Source organism: Pantoea agglomerans (assembly GCF_021397715.1).
Classification (GTDB): domain Bacteria; phylum Pseudomonadota; class Gammaproteobacteria; order Enterobacterales; family Enterobacteriaceae; genus Pantoea; species Pantoea astica.
In genome coordinates this window covers 1,222,585-1,240,019 of sequence record NZ_CP090207.1, presented here as the reverse complement: position 1 = coordinate 1,240,019, position 17,435 = coordinate 1,222,585, and the positions used below count along the sequence as shown (strand labels likewise).

Here is a 17,435-nt window from a genome sequence, read left to right as displayed (position 1 = left end):
GAGTGGCAAAAGGCAATTTCACCTTCAGTTACTTTCACCCGTTACGTTTTGCTGTAATATGTACTGCTAATGTATTTAACAGGGACAGCATCGTGAAAAAGGAATGGCTCACTCCCGAAGAGCTGGCGGCGGAAACGGGTTACAGTCGGCAAACGGTGAACAAATGGATCAAGCGGGAAAACTGGACCACCACGCCGAAGCCCGGTGTACAAGGCGGTAAGGCTCGCCTGATCCATATTGATGAGCGTGTAAAAAATTTCATCCAGTCAACGCGCAATCTGAACGAACCCTCAGCAACCTATGGTACAGCGCCTCAATCATTGCCTGCGTTATTAATAAGTTCCGTCCAGCAAATGAGTCAGGCAGAGCAGGATCAGTTCACCGCATTAATATTACGTGAAGGGATCAAGGGTGTTTTGCTGCGGCTGGGGATTAGCGAAGAGTAAAAGATCATTATCAGGGAAAGTGATGTGAAAAAGGAATGGCTCACACCTGCCGAGCTCGCCATGGAGACAGGCGTCAGCCGACAGACAGTGAACAAGTGGGTTAAGCGCGAAAACTGGACCACCCAGCTCAGGCCTGGGGTTCAGGGCGGCAAAGCGCGACTCATTCATATTGATGAACGCGTGGAAAAGTTCATTCAGTCGACGCGGAATCTGCATGAGCCAGTCGCCAGATATCATGTCCCGGCCGATTCAACAACACTATTACTGCGTACCCTCCAGCAAATGAGTCCGGCTGAACAGCAAAAGCTTTCAGCACTCATCCTACGGATTGGAATAAAAGGGATACTGCAGCGGCTGGATATCAGTGAAGAGTAAAAGAAACCGGAAGCAGACTGCTTCCGGCTGGTTTGTTTAGGCCTGCGCTTCACGCTCACTGATGAAAGCCAGCGCCTGCTCAATACGCGCGACGCTGCGGCTCCGACCAATCGCTTCAACGGTGACATCCAGACCGGGTGACTGACCCGCTCCCGTTACCGCCACACGCAGCGGCATACCTACTTTCCCCATCCCGACTTCCAGCTCATCTGCGGTGCTCTGAATCGCCTGATGAACGTTTTCGGCTGTCCAGTCGCTGATGGCTGCCAGCTTGTCACGCACCACTTCCAGCGGCTGACGCGCTACCGGACGCAGATGTTTTTTCGCGGCATCGGCGTCAAACTCTGCAAAATCTTCGTAGAAATAGCGGCAGGAAGCGGCCATCTCTTTCAGCGTTTTGCAACGTTCACCCAGCAGGCCAACCAGCTTCGCCAGTTCCGGACCGGTGCGGGTATCAATTTTTTGTTCTTCAATATGCCACTGCAGATGGGTCGCAACATATTCTGGCGGCAGCGCATTAATGTAATGGTGATTCAGCCACTGCAGTTTTTCTGTATTAAAGGCACTGGCCGATTTGCTGACCGCATCCAGCGTAAACAGCTCGGTCATCTCGGCAACGCTGAAGATCTCCTGATCGCCGTGGGACCAGCCGAGGCGGACCAGGTAGTTCAGCAGCGCTTCCGGCAGGTAACCATCATCGCGGTACTGCATCACGCCAACGGCGCCATGACGTTTGGAGAGCTTCTTGCCGTCATCACCGAGGATCATCGATACGTGTGCATAAACCGGCACCTGCGCGCCAATCGCTTTCAGGATGTTGATTTGACGCGGGGTGTTATTGATATGGTCTTCGCCACGGATAACGTGGGTAATTCCCATATCCCAGTCATCCACCACCACGCAGAAGTTATAGGTCGGTGAACCGTCGGTGCGGCGGATGATCAGATCATCCAGCTCCTGGTTGCTGAATTCAATCGGACCGCGGATCTGGTCGTCAAAAATCACCGAACCCTCTTGCGGGTTGCGGAAACGCACCACGCACGGCTCATCGGCGGCGTGATGCTCATGACTGTCACGGCAGCGGCCGTCATAACGCGGTTTTTCGCCATCTGCCATCTGCTGTTCACGCAGGGCTTCGAGGCGCTCTTTCGAGCAGTAGCATTTATACGCGGTGCCCGCTGCCAGCATCTCATCAATCACCGCGTTGTAGCGATCGAAGCGTTTGGTCTGGTAATACGGGCCTTCGTTCCAGTCGAGGCTCAGCCAGTTCATGCCATCCATGATGGCTTCAATGGCTTCCGGTGTGGAGCGCTCCAGATCGGTATCTTCAATACGCAGCACAAACTCGCCCTGGTTGTGGCGGGCGAAGAGCCAGGAGTAAAGTGCGGTACGAGCGCCGCCCACATGTAAATAGCCGGTAGGGCTGGGCGCGAAGCGAGTTTTGATTTTCATTGAGTATTGCCTTAAATGCGCGGGTTCTCTGTCTGGATGACAAAAAACAGGTTAGACGCGAAATAGTGGGCACATTCTAGCATCTGGCGGTGAATCCTCAATGCGTGCCCGCCGCCTGCGCCCCAGGAAAAGGGCCTTTTCTGCCAGTAAAACCAGCACATTGACTAAAAGCGCGACAGGATGTTTAAAAATAAACCGAACGCACATTTATGTTTTAAAAAGCGTTGACTCAAAATCTACTATCCCTATAATGCGACTCCACACAGCGGGGGTGATTAGCTCAGTTGGTAGAGCATCTCCCTTACAAGGAGGGGGTCGGCGGTTCGAGCCCGTCATCACCCACCACTCTAAACCAGTGGCCCGCAGTGAACAGGATATAAGATATGGGTGATTAGCTCAGTTGGTAGAGCATCTCCCTTACAAGGAGGGGGTCGGCGGTTCGAACCCGTCATCACCCACCATATCTTAGTGTGATACACGCCTGTTAAGCAGTACGAAGTGGGTGATTAGCTCAGTTGGTAGAGCATCTCCCTTACAAGGAGGGGGTCGGCGGTTCGAGCCCGTCATCACCCACCACTTCGGGTCGTTAGCTCAGTTGGTAGAGCAGTTGACTTTTAATCAATTGGTCGCAGGTTCGAATCCTGCACGACCCACCAATTCAGATAAAAGCGCCTTTATGGCGCTTTTTTCGTTTTCAGGGCACAGCGCTGAACGTGCGGGATGAGAAACTGCCGCAGGTTCGACTGAATCGCCGGGAGCGATTCAGGCTGATGCGACAGCATCACCCGCAGGGCGAGGCCCGGGACGGGCCGAGGCTTATCCTGCACGACCCACCAATTCAGAAAAAAGCGCCTTTATGGCGCTTTTTTCGTTTCTGTGGCACAGCGCTGAACGTGCCGGATGAGAACCTGCCGCAGGTTCGACTGAATCGCCGGGAGCGATTCAGGCTGATGCGACAGCATCACCCGCACTCATCTCACCCTACTCTGCCCGTGCCGCTCTTTTCCCCCCACCCTGACACTTTTCTTCTCAAGTCATTTTCCTGCACGCCGATAACGTTATTGACTAATTGCAGGGAGAAAATGATGTCATCAATATCCGGGATTTTAAGCAGTGCAGTCAGTGGCGGTGACAGCGGCGGCGGCAGTGTAGCGTCGCAGGTGGCCGCGCTGAGTAAACAGATTCAGAACATCACTAAACAACTCAAAGATCTCTCCGGCAACGCCGATCTGACGGACAAACAGAAAGCTGAAATGCAGCAGATGTATGAATCGCAGATCACCATGCTGGAGGCGCAGATTGCGCAGTTGCAACAGAAGCAAGCTGAACAGGCTGAGCAGAAAAGTGACAGCAGCAGCCAGACCGGTGAAATCAAAGCGGACGGGGTTAATCGTCCCACTGACGCTAACCAGCTGAACGTCTATATCTAAAACGCCGGTCTGACCGCGCGTTGTTGCGCCAGCAGCGCTGCCTGCTGGCGCACCTCTTGCCAGATCGCTTCAGCGGCAGGCGTCAGCGAGCGATTTTTGCGTTTAATCAGCATCAGGCTGCGATTGATCTCCGGATACAAACGCCTCACCGTCAACGCTCGCCCGGCCGGCAGCGGCAAAGCCAGCGCCGGTAAAATGCTGATGCCGATCCCTGCCTCAACCATTGGGAATAGCGTGGCGGGATGCCCAATATCCTGCACCACCTCGACATGAATCTGCTGCTGCTGCATCGCTGCATCAATCAATACCCGACTCCCTGACGCGTAATCCTGTAGCACCATCGTACGCCCATCCAGCATGGACCATTGCGGCTGTTCAACCTGCGCCAGCGGATCGTCATCGCGGCAGAGCAGCAGAAAGGGCTCGTCGAGAATGGCGAGGTAATCGAAATCGGCATCGCTGAGCGGACCAATGATGATGCCAAAATCGACCTCGGCGTTGCGCACGCTTTGCAATACCCACTGCTGGGCGCGATCGTGGAGTATCACTTTGATATCGGGAAAATGTTGCTGACTGGCCGCCAGGCATTGCGGCACCAGATGGGCTGAAATGGTCTGGCTGGCCGCCAGCCGTACCGTGCCGCTGCGCTGCTCGCCGTAGCTGCGGATATCCAGCAGCGTGGTATTGATCTCCTCCAGCAATCGCTCCATCCGTGTCGCCAGCTGCTGTCCGGCTTCGGTCAGCATCACTTCCCGGGTGGTGCGGTCCAGCAGGCGTACGCCAATCTCCGCTTCCAGCTCTTTGATACTGTGACTGACCGCCGACTGGCTCAGGCCGATCGCCTGTCCGGCCTGACTGAAACCGCCGTGATGGGCGACCGCAATAAAGGTTCGCAGCTGGCGCAGGGTGTAATTCATCGATTTAGCTCATAGATTAATTCAATAAATCAATTTTATTTCTAAACCCGCTTCGCGCACAATCATTACCATTCAATATTTAACCGGACTTTAACAATGGGATTTTTAAAGCTCGATCCGATGATGGTGAAACTCATCATCACCGTATTGCTGGCCACGTTCCTGCCCGCGAAAGGCATCTATGTCGATATCTTCGACTATCTCGCCACTGCCGCTATTGCGCTGCTGTTCTTCATGCACGGTGCCAAACTTTCGCGTGAAAAAATCATTGCGGGCAGCAGCCACTGGCAGCTGCATCTGTGGATTATGTTCAGCACCTTTGTGCTGTTCCCGGCGCTGGGCTTGCTGCTGGTCTGGTGGCATCCGGTTAACGTTGGCCCGGAGATCTACACCGGCTTTATTTATCTCTGCATTTTGCCTGCTACCGTGCAGTCAGCCATCGCCTTTACCTCTATCGCGGGCGGCAACGTGGCAGCGGCAGTGTGCAGCGCTTCCGCCTCCAGTCTGCTGGGCGTCTTCATCTCTCCGCTGCTGGTTAATCTGGTGATGGATGTGCATAGCAGCGCTCCGACCGATGGTCTTGAACAGATCGGGAAGATCATGCTGCAGTTAATGGTGCCCTTTATCCTCGGACACCTTTCCCGCCGCTGGATTGGCGGCTGGATTGAGAAACACCGCAGCCTGATTGGTAAAACCGATCAGACATCGATTCTGCTGGTGGTCTACTCAGCCTTCAGTGAAGCGGTCGTGAATGGCATCTGGCATCGAGTTGGGGTGGTTACGCTGCTGTGGATTCTGGCGGGATCGGTGCTGTTGCTGGTCGCGGTGCTGCTGATCAACCTGCTGGCATCTCGTCTGTTCCGCTTTAAGCGCGCCGACGAAATTGTGGTGCTGTTTTGTGGCTCGAAGAAGAGCCTGGCGAACGGCGTCCCGATGGCGAATATTCTGTTTCCGGCCAGCACGGTAGGGATCATTGTCCTGCCGCTGATGATTTTCCATCAGGTTCAGTTGATGGTCTGTTCGTTTATCGCCGGACGCTATAAGAAGAGTGGTGAGAAGCAACAGGCTCAGCAGGTTAAAGCCTCGGTGATGGAGTCACAGAAGTAAAAAACAGCCCGCCGGCGCGGGCTGGTTTCAGTCAGCGGCCTTGAGCGGTTTCACTAACCCTTCAAGGCCTTCGATTTTGATCGCCAGCGTCAGTTGCATCAGTTCACCGAGCGGGCCTGACGGAAAATCTCCGCTGCGGGCAAACCACAGCAGATAAGGCTCAGGCAGATCGATCAGCATCCGCCCTTTGTACTTGCCAAAAGGCATCGCGGTATTGGCAATAGCCACCAGCTGGTGCTTATCCATTTCAGGCACCCAGCAGGCGGATCATTTCCGCTTCATCGATCACTTCAATCCCCAGTTCCTGCGCTTTTGCCAGCTTAGAACCGGCCGCTTCACCGGCAATCAGCAGATCGGTTTTCTTTGACACGCTTCCGCTCACCTTCGCACCCAGCGCCGTCAACTGCGCTTTAGCGTCATCACGGTTCATCTGCGACAGCGAGCCAGTCAGCACCACGGTTTTACCGGCAAACGGGCTGTTGATCTCTTCCGCTCTCACCACCACCACCGGCGGCCAGTGAATGCCAATCTCGTCGACCAGCTGGCGGATCACCTCGCGGTTGCTCTCCTCTTCCATAAAGTTTCGCACGTGGGACGCGACCACCTTGCCGACATCCTGTACCGCGATCAGCGCGTCCAGATCGGCATCCATCACTTTTTCCAGTTCACCAAAATGGTTCGCCAGATTAGCGGCGGTGGCTTCACCCACTTCGCGAATACCGAGCGCATACATGAACCGCGCCAGCGTGGTCGACTTCGCTTTCTCCAGCGCATCCACCACGTTCTGCGCCGACTTCGGGCCCATCCGGTCAAGGCCCGTCAGCAGACCGGCGGTCAGACGGAACAGGTCGGCCGGGGTTTTGACATACTCTTTTTCTACCAGCTGGTCGATAATCTTATCGCCCATCCCGTCGACGTCCATCGCCCGGCGCGAAACGAAGTGCTTCAGCGCCTCTTTACGCTGGGCGCCGCAGATCAGTCCACCGGTACAGCGCGTAACGGATTCACCTTCTACCCGCTCAACATCCGAACCACAGACCGGGCAATGCGCCGGAAACACCACTTCGCGCGCATCATCGGGACGTTCCGTCACCACCACATTGACCACCTGCGGGATCACATCGCCCGCCCGGCGAATCACCACCCGGTCGCCAATGCGTAAGCCCAGTCGCTCAATTTCATCGGCGTTATGCAGCGTGGCATTACTGACGATGACACCCGCCACCTGAACCGGCTCCAGTCGCGCCACCGGAGTAATCGCGCCGGTACGCCCGACCTGAAACTCAACGTCACGGACCCAGGTCATCTGCTCCTGAGCCGGAAACTTAAAGGCGATGGCCCAGCGTGGCGCGCGCGCAACAAAGCCCAGCTGCTCCTGCAACGCCTGTGAATCGACTTTGATGACCACGCCATCGATATCAAAACCGAGCGCGGGACGCTGTTGCTCAATCTCACGATAAAAAGCCAATGCCTCTTCCGCGTTGTGCGCCAGACGAATCCGGTCGCTGACCGGCAATCCCCAGGCTTTAAACTGTTGCAGCCGCGCCATGTGGCTATGCGGGATCTCGCCGCCTTCCAGCAGGCCAAAGCCGTAGCAGAAGAAGGTGAGCGGACGCTTAGCGGTGATGCGGGGATCAAGCTGGCGCAGCGATCCGGCTGCCGCATTACGCGGGTTGGCAAAGACTTTGCCATCGGTGCGACGCGCTTCCTCATTCAGCTTTTCAAAGCCGCGCTGGGTCATAAACACTTCACCGCGCACTTCCAGTCGCGCCGGGATGTTGTCACCTTTCAGCCGCAGCGGGATGGCGCGAATGGTGCGCACGTTGGCGGTAATATTCTCGCCGGTTGTGCCATCACCGCGCGTTGCGGCCCGAACCAGCAAACCGTTTTCATACAGCAGGCTGACCGCCAGTCCATCCAGCTTGAGTTCGCAGCAGTAGGTGATGTCGTCACTGTTTTTCAGTCGATCCTGCACCCGTTTGTTGAAGGCCAGAAAGGTCGCTTCATCAAAGGCGTTATCCAGTGACAGCATCGGAACTTCATGTCGCACCTGTTCGAACACCGTCAGCGGCGCGGCCCCGACCCGCTGAGTGGGTGAGTCAGGGGTAATCAGTTCGGGATGCGCCTCTTCCATCTGGCGCAGTTCGCGCATCAGACGATCGTACTCGGCGTCCGGGATTTCCGGGGCATCCATAACGTGATAGAGGTATTCATGATGGCGCAACGTAGTGCGCAGTTCGGTGATTTGATCCTGGACGGATTTCATAAAGCCCCATCAGATAAAAAACCCCCGACAGGCGGGGGTTTGTTTTAACAATTCAGATAACCGTTAGCGCAGGTCTCAGACGCCGACCACATCGCGAATACGCGCTTTGTAGGTTTCCAGCTTCTGTGGTGTCATCATCCGGCGCTCATCATCCAGCACCACACCGCCAACATCATCTGCGATACGCTGCGCCGACTGTAACATCAGCTTGAAGTTCTGATTCGCATCACCGTACGACGGCACCATCATAAAGATAGAGATGCCAGGCGTGCTGAAGTCGGTCATCAGGTCAGGATTGAACGAACCTGGCTTAACCATGTTGGCCAGGCTAAACAGCACCGGGCCGCTGCCTGCCGGGCTGAGATGACGATGGAAAATGTTCATTTCGCCAAACTGGAAGCCCGCCTGCAGAATGCCCTGCAGCAGCGCTTCGCCGTTCAGTTCGCCACCGGAGTGTGCGGCCACATGCAGTACCAGCACTGCCTCTTTCGGCTTCTCGGCTGGCGCTTTGGTTTCAGGCGCTGGCGCGGCAATGATTTCAGACTGTGGCTCTGGCTCAGCCTGATACAGCGGTTCCGGCTGCACCGATTCCAGCGGGTCTGAATCCAGCAGCGGGTCAGCCTGTACCGGCGGTGCGACAAAGGTCGGCGCGGGCTGCGGCTGACGAACCGGCTCCGGGCGCGGCTGTGGTTTAGGCTGTGGCGCCGTATCGAACAACGGATCGCTCTCAGGTTCAGACTGCGGTGCAGGTCGCGGTGCGGGTTGACGCACAGGCTCAGCAGGCGCGGCTTTACGCGGCGCTTGTGGCTGTGAATCGCGAACTTCATCAAAACGCGGTTCCTGATGAGCCGAACGCTCAGGGCGTACACGGACCTCACCGACGCCGTCGTCCTCGTCGTCAATCAGATCCTGCTCATCATGTTCATCACGTTGTTTAAGACGTTTGTGCGGGCGATCGCGGAACACTGACGAGCGCTCTTTTCGGCTGGTCCACAGCCCGTGAAGAAGGAGCGCTATAATGGCGATCGCACCAACAACGATTAATATCAGACGCAAATCCTGCATCATTGTATTCTCTGTTGTTCCAATACCTTGCCACCGCGGCAAACTTTATCCTCTAACTGTATTTGCCCTGCCAGACAAGTGCAAGTCTGTACAGGATTTTTCTGACAAATAAGATAGCCTATCGATGCTTTCTCGCTGCTTTTTTACCCAAACGGCAGATTGTCAGCAGAAAAAGCCAGGTTATAGTAGGCGCGCCTTAACATCTTCAGGAGAGTTGGCTTTATGGCCCTTGAGAATCCCGTCTCAAATTTTAACGGTGTGCACTACTTTAGTCAGGGCTGGAAACTGGTGCGTTTACCTGGCATCCGGCGTTTTGTGGTGATGCCATTGCTGATTAACATCGTTATGCTGGGCGGCGCGTTTATCTGGCTGTTTTATCGCCTCGGCGACTGGATCCCACGACTGATGGCGTCGATCCCGGAGTGGTTACAGTGGCTGAGCTATCTGTTGTGGCCGCTGTCAGTGATTGCGATTGTGCTGGTATTCAGCTACTTCTTCTCGACGCTGGCGAACCTGATCGCGGCCCCATTCTGCGGCCTGCTGGCTGAGCAGCTCGAAGGGCGTCTCACCGGTAAGCCCCTTCCCGACAGCGGCTGGATCGGTCTGATTAAGGATGTGCCGCGCATTATGAAGCGTGAGCTGCAAAAGCTGGGCTACTACCTGCCGCGCGCCGTCGGTCTGCTGCTGCTCTATTTTATTCCCGGCTTCGGCCAGACCGTTGCGCCGGTACTGTGGTTCCTGTTCAGCGCCTGGATGCTGTCAGTGCAATATTGCGACTATCCGTTCGATAACCATAAAGTGCCTTTCCAGCAGATGCGCAACGCTTTGCGGCAGCACAAAACCGCTAACATGCAGTTTGGCGCCCTGATTAGTCTGTTCACGATGATTCCGATTCTTAACCTCGCCATCATGCCGGTGGCTGTGTGCGGCGCTACGGCAATGTGGGTTGATCGCTATCGGCTGCAGCTGGCCCGCACTGGCCAGCGCTAACAGCGTCAGCTGGCCTTATGCTCTTTTTTGCAGGGCTTATTGCCGGCTGAAATATAGATATGCGATTTCTTTCCTTCCGCACCCAGGCAGAACAGGTATGCTCAGAGGGTTCCCAATAATTCATACAGTTAAGGGCAGGCTATGAGTAAGATCTATGAAGACAACTCTTTGACAATTGGTCATACGCCGCTGGTTCGCCTGAACCGCATCGGTAACGGCCGCATCCTTGCGAAAGTTGAATCCCGTAACCCGAGCTTCAGCGTAAAATGCCGTATCGGTGCCAATATGATTTGGGACGCAGAGAAACGTGGCATTCTGAAACCGGGCGTTGAGCTGGTTGAACCGACCAGCGGTAACACCGGTATCGCGCTGGCCTATGTGGCGGCCGCGCGCGGTTACAAACTGACGCTGACCATGCCGGAAACCATGTCAGTCGAGCGCCGTAAATTGCTGAAAGCGCTGGGCGCACAGCTGGTGCTGACCGAAGGCGCCAAGGGCATGAAAGGCGCTATCGGCAAAGCCGAAGAGATTGTTGCCAGTAATCCGGATAAATATGTGCTGCTGCAGCAGTTCAGCAACCCGGCGAACCCCGAAATTCATGAAAAAACCACCGGACCCGAAATCTGGGAAGACACCGATGGCGAAGTCGATGTGTTCATTGCCGGCGTTGGCACCGGCGGTACGCTGACCGGCGTGAGCCGCTACATCAAGAACACCAAAGGCAAGAAGGATTTGATTTCAGTGGCGGTTGAACCCACTGATTCTCCTGTAATTGCCCAGGCTCTGGCCGGTGATGAAATCAAGCCCGGCCCGCATAAAATTCAGGGCATCGGTGCCGGTTTCATTCCGGGTAACCTTGACCTGAACCTGATCGATCGGGTGATTGCCATCAGCAACGAAGAGGCTATCAGTACCGCCCGTCAGCTGATGGAAGAAGAAGGTATCCTGGCCGGTATCTCATCCGGCGCTGCGGTAGCTGCGGCACTGAAGCTGCAGGAAGATGAAGCCTTCGCCAATAAGAACATCGTGGTGATTCTCCCCTCTTCCGGCGAACGCTATCTGAGTACCGCCCTGTTTGCCGATCTCTTTACCGAAAAAGAGCTGCAGCAGTAACGGACGGAAGTCTGAAAATGGAGAAAAAAGCACCCGAATGGGTGCTTTTTTGTGGTGCAGATCTCACTTTCACCACCAGACAGATTGATTTCAGTGACGTGGCTCTGGTATTTAGACTGCCAATTATTTCGATGCCTGAAATTAATCCCTCTTTGAAGTGGATCAAGCTGAATCGATTTACGGATTTGGCGAAACGGCGATTAACGGCATAATTACCCGGTGACGTGTAGAATCGTTTTTGACACGCAACGGAATTGAAAAATTCATTCATGCGCGTCGTTGGTCAGCATGACGCTATACCCGCGCACCTACACAGGCTAAAGTGACGGCTCCAGGCTAGACTTTAGATCCAAAACACTCATCCTGATAACGTTGGGGAAATAGAATGTTCCAGCAAGAAGTTACCATTACCGCACCAAACGGTCTGCACACTCGCCCAGCTGCGCAATTCGTAAAAGAAGCCAAAGCTTTCCAGTCAGAAATTACCGTGACCTCTAACGGTAAATCAGCGAGCGCAAAAAGCCTGTTCAAACTGCAGACGCTGGGTTTAACTCAGGGTACTGTCGTGACCCTTTCCGCGGAAGGTGAAGACGAGCAAAAAGCAGTTGAGCATCTGGTTAAACTGATGGCTGAACTGGAGTAACTTCCGCTCAGCTTTCCAGCAAATCGACTCCTCTGCGCCATTGAGTGCAAACATCTTGATCGCGGACAATCTGTCCGCGTTATTGCTTTCGTAGAGTACGTGTCCCGCGACAATGGCACCGCATAGAGTCCAATCAGCCATCGTGATTAAAAGGTAAGGTTATGATTTCAGGCATTTTAGCATCACCAGGTATCGCTTTCGGCAAAGCACTGCTGCTGAAAGAAGACGAGATCGTCATCAACCGCAAGAAAATTTCTGATGACCAGGTTGAGCAGGAAGTTCAGCGCTTCCTCGATGGCCGCAGCAAGGCGGCAGTACAACTGGAAGCGATTCGCGTCAAAGCGGGTGAAACCCTCGGTGAAGAGAAAGCCGCCATCTTCGAAGGCCACATCATGTTGCTGGAAGATGAAGAGCTGGAGCAGGAAATCATCGACCTGATCAAAAAAGATCACGCCTCTGCTGACGCCGCTGCCTACTCTGTGATTGATGGCCAGGCGAAAGCGCTGGAAGAGTTAGATGACGAATACCTGAAAGAGCGTGCGGCTGACGTGCGTGACATCGGTAAACGTCTGCTGCAGAACATCCTTGGTCTGCATATCGTTGACCTGAGCGCTATTCAGGACGAATCCATTCTGGTGGCCAAAGATTTAACGCCGTCTGAAACCGCTCAGCTGAACCTGAAAAAGGTGCTGGGCTTTATTACTGATTTGGGTGGCCGTACCTCGCACACCTCAATCATGGCGCGTTCACTGGAGATCCCGGCAATTGTCGGTACCGGTAACGTCACCGCCAACATCAAAAACGGCGACTTCCTGATTCTGGATGGCGTTAATAATGCTATTCACGTCAATCCTTCTGAAGCCCTTCAGGAAGAGCTGAAAGCAGTACAGACCCAGTATCTGTCTGAAAAACATGAATTAGCCAAACTGAAAGATCTGCCCGCGGTCACGCTGGACGGTCATCAGGTAGAAGTATGCGCGAACATCGGTACCGTACGCGATATCGCTGGTGCTGAGCGTAACGGCGCAGAAGGCGTCGGCCTCTACCGCACCGAGTTCCTGTTCATGGACCGTGACTCGCTGCCAAGCGAAGAAGAGCAGTTCCAGGCTTACAAGGCCGTGGCTGAAGCGATGGGTTCGCAGGCGGTTATCGTGCGTACCATGGACATCGGCGGCGACAAAGATCTGCCGTACATGAACCTGCCGAAAGAAGAGAACCCGTTCCTCGGCTGGCGCGCGATTCGTATCGCCATGGATCGCAAAGAGATTCTGCATGCTCAGCTGCGTGCTATCCTGCGTGCCTCATCCTTCGGCAAACTGCGCATTATGTTCCCGATGATCATTTCGGTTGAAGAAGTGCGCAGCCTGAAAGCGGAACTGGAGTTGCTGAAAGCCCAGCTGCGTGAAGAAGGCAAAGCGTTTGATGAGAGCATCGAAGTCGGCATCATGGTGGAAACCCCCGCTTCGGCCGTGATTGCTCACCATCTGGCGAAGGAAGTCGACTTCTTCAGTATTGGGACCAACGACCTGACGCAGTATACTCTGGCGGTCGATCGTGGTAATGATTTGATCTCGCACCTGTACAACCCAATGACGCCGTCAGTGCTTAACTTAATCAAGCAAGTCATTGATGCATCTCACGCTGAAGGCAAATGGACTGGCATGTGTGGTGAGCTGGCAGGTGATGAACGTGCTACACTACTGTTACTGGGAATGGGGCTGGACGAGTTCAGCATGAGTGCCATTTCTATCCCTGGCATCAAGAAAATCATTCGTAATACTAATTTCGAAGATGCGAAGGCATTGGCGGAGCAGGCACTGGCTCAACCGACAGCGGATGATTTGATGAACCTGGTTAACAAGTTCATCAAAGAAAAAACGCTCTGCTAATCTGCGAGATGCTGGCCCCAAATTACTGCTTAGGAGAAGATCATGGGTTTGTTTTCTAAACTTTTTGGCGAAAAAACAGATAGCGCTGGGACAATTGATATCGTAGCGCCTCTGTCAGGCGAAATCGTGAATATTGAAGACGTACCAGATGTGGTGTTTGCAGAAAAAATCGTGGGCGACGGTATTGCGATCAAACCGAGCGGCAACAAGATGGTTGCGCCTGTTGATGGCACTATTGGCAAGATTTTTGAAACCAACCACGCTTTTTCAATCGAATCGGATAACGGCATTGAGCTGTTCGTCCACTTCGGTATCGATACGGTTGAACTGAAAGGTGAAGGCTTCAAACGCATCGCTGAAGAAGGCCAGAAGGTCAAAAAAGGCGATGTGGTCATCGAGTTCGATTTACCGCTGCTGGAAGAGAAAGCAAAATCAACCCTGACGCCGGTTGTCATCTCCAACATGGATGAAATCAAGGAATTGATTAAGCTGTCTGGCCAGGTCACCGTCGGCGAAACGCCGGTGATTCGCATCAGGAAGTAAGCATCATTGATTAAACATAACGGCACCTTCGGGTGCCGTTATTGTTTCTGACAGACGGGAAAACTCAGGGCTGCTGCCAGCGCGGTAAACGCAGCGTCAGTTCCAGGCCACCATCAGGTCGGTTCATCGCTTTAACGTCGCCATGATGCGCCAGCACCACTTTACGCACGATTGCCAGCCCCAGACCATAGCCTTTGCCCATCAGCGGAGAGTTAACCCGTACAAACGGGTCGAAGATGCTGGATAACTTCTCTTCATCCACGCCCGGTCCCTGATCCCGCACCCGAATCGCCAGCCACTGTTGCTCCGCACTTAAACGAACGTCAATCAGCTGACCGGGAAGGGAAAAGCGCAGCGCATTACGCAGCACATTCTCAACGCCGCGTCGTATCAACTCGGCATTGCCGCGCACGGTATAATCCGCCGCTTTATCCACCTGAAACTCGACCCTGACACCCGGGATCTGCGCTTCGTAACGGACATCGGTCACTACCGCATCGAGTAAACCGGTCAGGTCAAAGTATTGCTCGTCGGGAATGCTTTCATGTTCAGCGCGCGACAGGGTTAACAACTCGCCGATCATCTTATCCAGCCGACGCGCCTCCTCATCAATCCGATCGAGCGAACTGCCGACGCTTTCCGGCGTCTGCCGTGCCAGGCCGGTGGCCAGCTGCAGCCGCGCCAGCGGTGAGCGCAGCTCATGGGAGATATCGTGCAGCAACTCTTCACGCGCCCGCACCAGCGTCTCCAGCCGTTCCACCATCGCATCGAAGGCTTCCGCCACGTTGGAAATCTCGTCGTGCCGTTTACGCATCATGGGAAACAGCCGCACGCTTAGATCGCCTTCTGCGACCCGGGAAAAACCTTCGCGCAGTTGACGCATTGGTCGGGTCAGGTTCCAGGCCAGCAGCAGGCTGAACAGCAGCCCGACCGAACCGGCAAAGACAAACATCGGCTCAGGAATATTGAGGAACTTGCGCGGCATCATATTCATGCTGCTGTCTTCGCGCATACCCTTGATGTTGTAACGCAGCTCATACTCTTTGCCATCCGCGCCGTGCACCCAGCGTACCACCTGGTCAGGTATTGGTCCCTGAAACGGTAAATTCAGCCGCTCGGGCAGGTTGGGCTGAAGTGCGGGTCGGGAATGCTGGGTAACGGTAAAAAACTGGCGATCGTTAGGCTCCCAGCCCGCCATCATATCTTCCAGTGCGTCAGGCCCGCCCCGCTCCAGCACCGACACCGCCGAGGCCATTTGCAGATCGACGGTACGACGGATGGCGACGATTTCAGGCGGCTCATGGCGTTTACCGGAGAGGGAAAAGCCCAGCCAGATTAACTGGCTCATGATAACGAACACCACCCAGAAGCCGATCAGGATCTTCCAGAACATCCGTCCACGGTAGCTTTGCTTCATCGAATACGGTAACCAATACTGCGTACGGTCTCAATATTGATGCTGTCCGCGGTTAAGGCGCTTAACTTCTGACGGATGTTGCTGATATGAACATCGACGCTGCGGTCATAGGCTTCACGCGGACGACCCAGCCCCTTCTCTGACAGCTCATCTTTCGATACCACCCGATCCGGCGCACGCAGCAGCAAATCCAGCAGGTTAAATTCTGACGCCGTTAAATCAAACGCTTTACCCTGCCATTCGGTGATGCGGGTAGCGGGATTCAGCGTCAGCTCGCGCCAGCGCAGCGGCTCTTTGGTGTCAGGCTGCGGCGCCTGCTCTTCGAAACGACGCAGCACCGCACGCAGACGGGCCACCAGTTCTCGCGGATAGCAGGGTTTTGGCATGTAATCATCCGCGCCCATCTCCAGCCCAATCACCCGATCGATGTTGTCGCCTTTAGCGGTCAGCATGATGACCGGCAAGCGGCTGTTCTGTCGCACCTGGCGCAGCACATCGATACCGCTCATATCGGGCAGCATGATATCCAGAATCATGGCGGTATAGTGTCCGGACAGCGCGCCCTGAACGCCGGCGCTGCCGGTTAACACCAGCTGCGCATCGAACCCTTCGGCAATCAGGTACTGGCTTAACATGGTGCCTAATTCAACGTCATCATCTACAAGCAGGATTTTCATTTTTATCTCTCGTACAAAATTGCCGCTATTTTGTCCTGTGCCGGGAAAAGGCGCAGCCTGATTTACGTGATCCTTACAGATTTAGCACCACAGCCAGCTTCAGGCCACGTAAAAAAAAGCCTGCGGGCAGCGATAACGCGCGCGCAGGCCGGTTCAGGCGGAGAGAACGTTACTGATAGAGACCGGTGGAGAGATAGCGATCGCCACGATCGCAGGCGATCGCTACCACCACGCTGCCGGGATGCGCAGCGGCGATACGCAGTGCGCCCGCAACCGCGCCACCAGAGCTGACGCCGCAGAAGATCCCTTCCCGTCTTGCCAGTGCGCGCATCGTCTCTTCCGCTTCCTGCTGCGACATGTCAATCACATCATCCACCAGATTAGGCCGGTAAATGCCCGGCAGATAGGCCAGCGGCCAGCGGCGAATACCCGGAATACTGCTGCCTTCGCTGGGCTGCAAACCGATTACCTGCACGCCGGTATTGTGCTCTTTCAGGTAACGCCCGACGCCGGTAATGGTGCCGGTGGTGCCCATGCTGGAGACAAAGTGGGTCATCCGCTGGTTTGACTGTTGCCACAGCTCGGGGCCGGTAGTCTGATAATGGCCCAGCGGATTGTCGGGGTTGTTGAACTGGTCAAGTACCCGACCTTCACCGCGTGCCGCCATCGCCTGCGCCAGGTCGCGCGCGCCCTCCATTCCCTGCTCGCGCGACACCAACACCAGTTCGGCACCGTAGGCACGCATTGCATCCTGCCGTTCCTGGCTCATGTTGTCCGGCATCAGCAGGCGCATCCGATAGCCTTTCATCGCGGCGATCATCGCCAGCGCAATGCCGGTGTTGCCGCTGGTGGCTTCAATTAACTGATCGCCTGGCGTGATTTCGCCGCGCAGCTCTGCCTGATGGATCATCGACCAGGCCGCGCGATCCTTGACCGATCCCGCCGGATTATTGCCTTCCAGCTTGAGCCACACCTCACTGCCGTTAGCGGGCGTCAGGCGCTGCAACTTAATCAGCGGCGTATTGCCGATGGTATCTTCGAGAGTCGTCACGGTGTTGTTCCTGGCGTATTACAAAAAAATGGCAAAAAAAAGGCGGGAGTCACA

The 17,435-nt window shown here is 55.0% G+C and carries 18 protein-coding genes, 4 tRNA genes and 1 other RNA gene; 15 read left to right on the top strand and 8 right to left on the bottom strand.

Features of this window, described 5'->3' with window-relative positions; all coding sequences use genetic code 11:
- Positions 1-92 precede the first annotated feature (92 nt).
- Positions 93-446, top strand: a complete 354-nt coding sequence (locus tag LZU96_RS05970; RefSeq protein ID WP_233987457.1) for a YfeC-like transcriptional regulator — start codon at positions 93-95, stop codon at positions 444-446.
- Positions 447-470: 24 nt separating this feature from the next.
- Complete coding sequence (locus LZU96_RS05965; protein ID WP_233987456.1) at positions 471-821, top strand: YfeC-like transcriptional regulator; 351 nt, start codon at positions 471-473, stop codon at positions 819-821.
- 36 nt (positions 822-857) lie between these two features.
- Here the strand turns inward: LZU96_RS05965 and gltX are convergent, their stop codons facing one another.
- Entirely contained in the window at positions 858-2,273 is a 1,416-nt protein-coding gene (gene gltX / locus LZU96_RS05960) for a glutamate--tRNA ligase (protein ID WP_233987455.1), read from the bottom strand.
- A gap of 269 nt (positions 2,274-2,542) precedes the next feature.
- Here gltX and LZU96_RS05955 point away from each other — a divergent pair.
- The 6 genes from LZU96_RS05955 to LZU96_RS05930 all read left to right on the top strand — a co-directional run bounded on the left by LZU96_RS05955 (position 2,543) and on the right by LZU96_RS05930 (position 3,703).
- A tRNA-Val gene (locus LZU96_RS05955) sits at positions 2,543-2,618 on the top strand.
- Positions 2,619-2,658: 40 nt separating this feature from the next.
- Positions 2,659-2,734 (top strand) — tRNA-Val (locus tag LZU96_RS05950).
- 39 nt (positions 2,735-2,773) lie between these two features.
- A tRNA-Val gene (locus LZU96_RS05945) sits at positions 2,774-2,849 on the top strand.
- A gap of 4 nt (positions 2,850-2,853) precedes the next feature.
- Positions 2,854-2,929 (top strand) — tRNA-Lys (locus tag LZU96_RS05940).
- A gap of 43 nt (positions 2,930-2,972) precedes the next feature.
- Positions 2,973-3,109, top strand: a non-coding RNA gene (locus tag LZU96_RS05935) — RtT sRNA.
- A gap of 249 nt (positions 3,110-3,358) precedes the next feature.
- A complete protein-coding gene (locus LZU96_RS05930) occupies positions 3,359-3,703 on the top strand; it encodes a FlxA-like family protein (RefSeq protein ID WP_233988137.1) in 345 nt (114 codons plus the stop codon).
- Here LZU96_RS05930 and LZU96_RS05925 read toward each other — a convergent pair.
- Positions 3,700-4,620 carry a LysR family transcriptional regulator gene (locus LZU96_RS05925; RefSeq protein WP_233987454.1) on the bottom strand — a complete coding sequence of 307 codons (921 nt, stop codon included), beginning with the start codon at positions 4,618-4,620 and terminating at the stop codon, positions 3,700-3,702. The genes LZU96_RS05930 and LZU96_RS05925 overlap by 4 nt on opposite strands.
- 96 nt (positions 4,621-4,716) lie before the next feature.
- Here LZU96_RS05925 and LZU96_RS05920 point away from each other — a divergent pair, with 96 nt between their 5' ends.
- Positions 4,717-5,727, top strand: a complete 1,011-nt coding sequence (locus LZU96_RS05920) for a bile acid:sodium symporter family protein (RefSeq protein WP_233987453.1) — start codon at positions 4,717-4,719, stop codon at positions 5,725-5,727.
- 27 nt (positions 5,728-5,754) lie between these two features.
- Here LZU96_RS05920 and LZU96_RS05915 read toward each other — a convergent pair whose 3' ends face one another.
- From LZU96_RS05915 to zipA, 3 genes are all read right to left on the bottom strand, one after another.
- A complete protein-coding gene (locus LZU96_RS05915) occupies positions 5,755-5,973 on the bottom strand; it encodes a DUF3820 family protein (RefSeq protein ID WP_233987452.1) in 219 nt (72 codons plus the stop codon).
- Between the two features lies 1 nt (position 5,974).
- Entirely contained in the window at positions 5,975-7,993 is a 2,019-nt protein-coding gene (ligA, locus tag LZU96_RS05910) for an NAD-dependent DNA ligase LigA (protein WP_233987451.1), read from the bottom strand.
- Between the two features lie 75 nt (positions 7,994-8,068).
- Positions 8,069-9,061, bottom strand: a complete 993-nt coding sequence (gene zipA, locus LZU96_RS05905) for a cell division protein ZipA (protein ID WP_233987450.1) — start codon at positions 9,059-9,061, stop codon at positions 8,069-8,071.
- Between the two features lie 219 nt (positions 9,062-9,280).
- Here zipA and cysZ point away from each other — a divergent pair, with 219 nt between their 5' ends.
- From cysZ to crr, 6 genes are all read left to right on the top strand, one after another.
- Entirely contained in the window at positions 9,281-10,048 is a 768-nt protein-coding gene (gene cysZ, locus LZU96_RS05900) for a sulfate transporter CysZ (protein WP_233987449.1), read from the top strand.
- A 141-nt stretch (positions 10,049-10,189) separates the two neighbouring features.
- Positions 10,190-11,161, top strand: a complete 972-nt coding sequence (gene cysK, locus LZU96_RS05895; RefSeq protein ID WP_233987448.1) for a cysteine synthase A — start codon at positions 10,190-10,192, stop codon at positions 11,159-11,161.
- Between the two features lie 17 nt (positions 11,162-11,178).
- Positions 11,179-11,373: a hypothetical protein gene (locus tag LZU96_RS05890; RefSeq protein WP_233987447.1), complete on the top strand. Its 195-nt coding sequence runs from the start codon at positions 11,179-11,181 to the stop codon at positions 11,371-11,373.
- A gap of 173 nt (positions 11,374-11,546) precedes the next feature.
- The gene (ptsH, locus tag LZU96_RS05885; protein WP_003848868.1) at positions 11,547-11,804 is read left to right on the top strand and encodes a phosphocarrier protein Hpr; all 258 of its coding nucleotides are present in this window, start codon (positions 11,547-11,549) and stop codon (positions 11,802-11,804) included.
- A gap of 161 nt (positions 11,805-11,965) precedes the next feature.
- The gene (ptsI, locus tag LZU96_RS05880) at positions 11,966-13,693 is read left to right on the top strand and encodes a phosphoenolpyruvate-protein phosphotransferase PtsI (protein WP_233987446.1); all 1,728 of its coding nucleotides are present in this window, start codon (positions 11,966-11,968) and stop codon (positions 13,691-13,693) included.
- A gap of 42 nt (positions 13,694-13,735) precedes the next feature.
- A complete protein-coding gene (gene crr, locus LZU96_RS05875) occupies positions 13,736-14,236 on the top strand; it encodes a PTS glucose transporter subunit IIA (RefSeq protein ID WP_008926530.1) in 501 nt (166 codons plus the stop codon).
- Positions 14,237-14,300: 64 nt separating this feature from the next.
- On the opposite strand, the gene LZU96_RS05870 is transcribed toward crr, so the two are convergent.
- The 3 genes from LZU96_RS05870 to cysM form a co-directional block, all read right to left on the bottom strand.
- Positions 14,301-15,653: an ATP-binding protein gene (locus LZU96_RS05870; RefSeq protein ID WP_233987445.1), complete on the bottom strand. Its 1,353-nt coding sequence runs from the start codon at positions 15,651-15,653 to the stop codon at positions 14,301-14,303.
- Positions 15,650-16,330 (bottom strand): response regulator transcription factor, encoded by a 681-nt coding sequence (locus tag LZU96_RS05865; protein ID WP_233987444.1) that lies wholly within the window; start codon positions 16,328-16,330, stop codon positions 15,650-15,652. Before LZU96_RS05865 ends, LZU96_RS05870 begins: the two co-directional genes overlap by 4 nt.
- Before the next feature lie 169 nt (positions 16,331-16,499).
- Positions 16,500-17,381 (bottom strand): cysteine synthase CysM, encoded by an 882-nt coding sequence (gene cysM / locus LZU96_RS05860; RefSeq protein WP_233987443.1) that lies wholly within the window; start codon positions 17,379-17,381, stop codon positions 16,500-16,502.
- Positions 17,382-17,435: the final 54 nt, after the last annotated feature.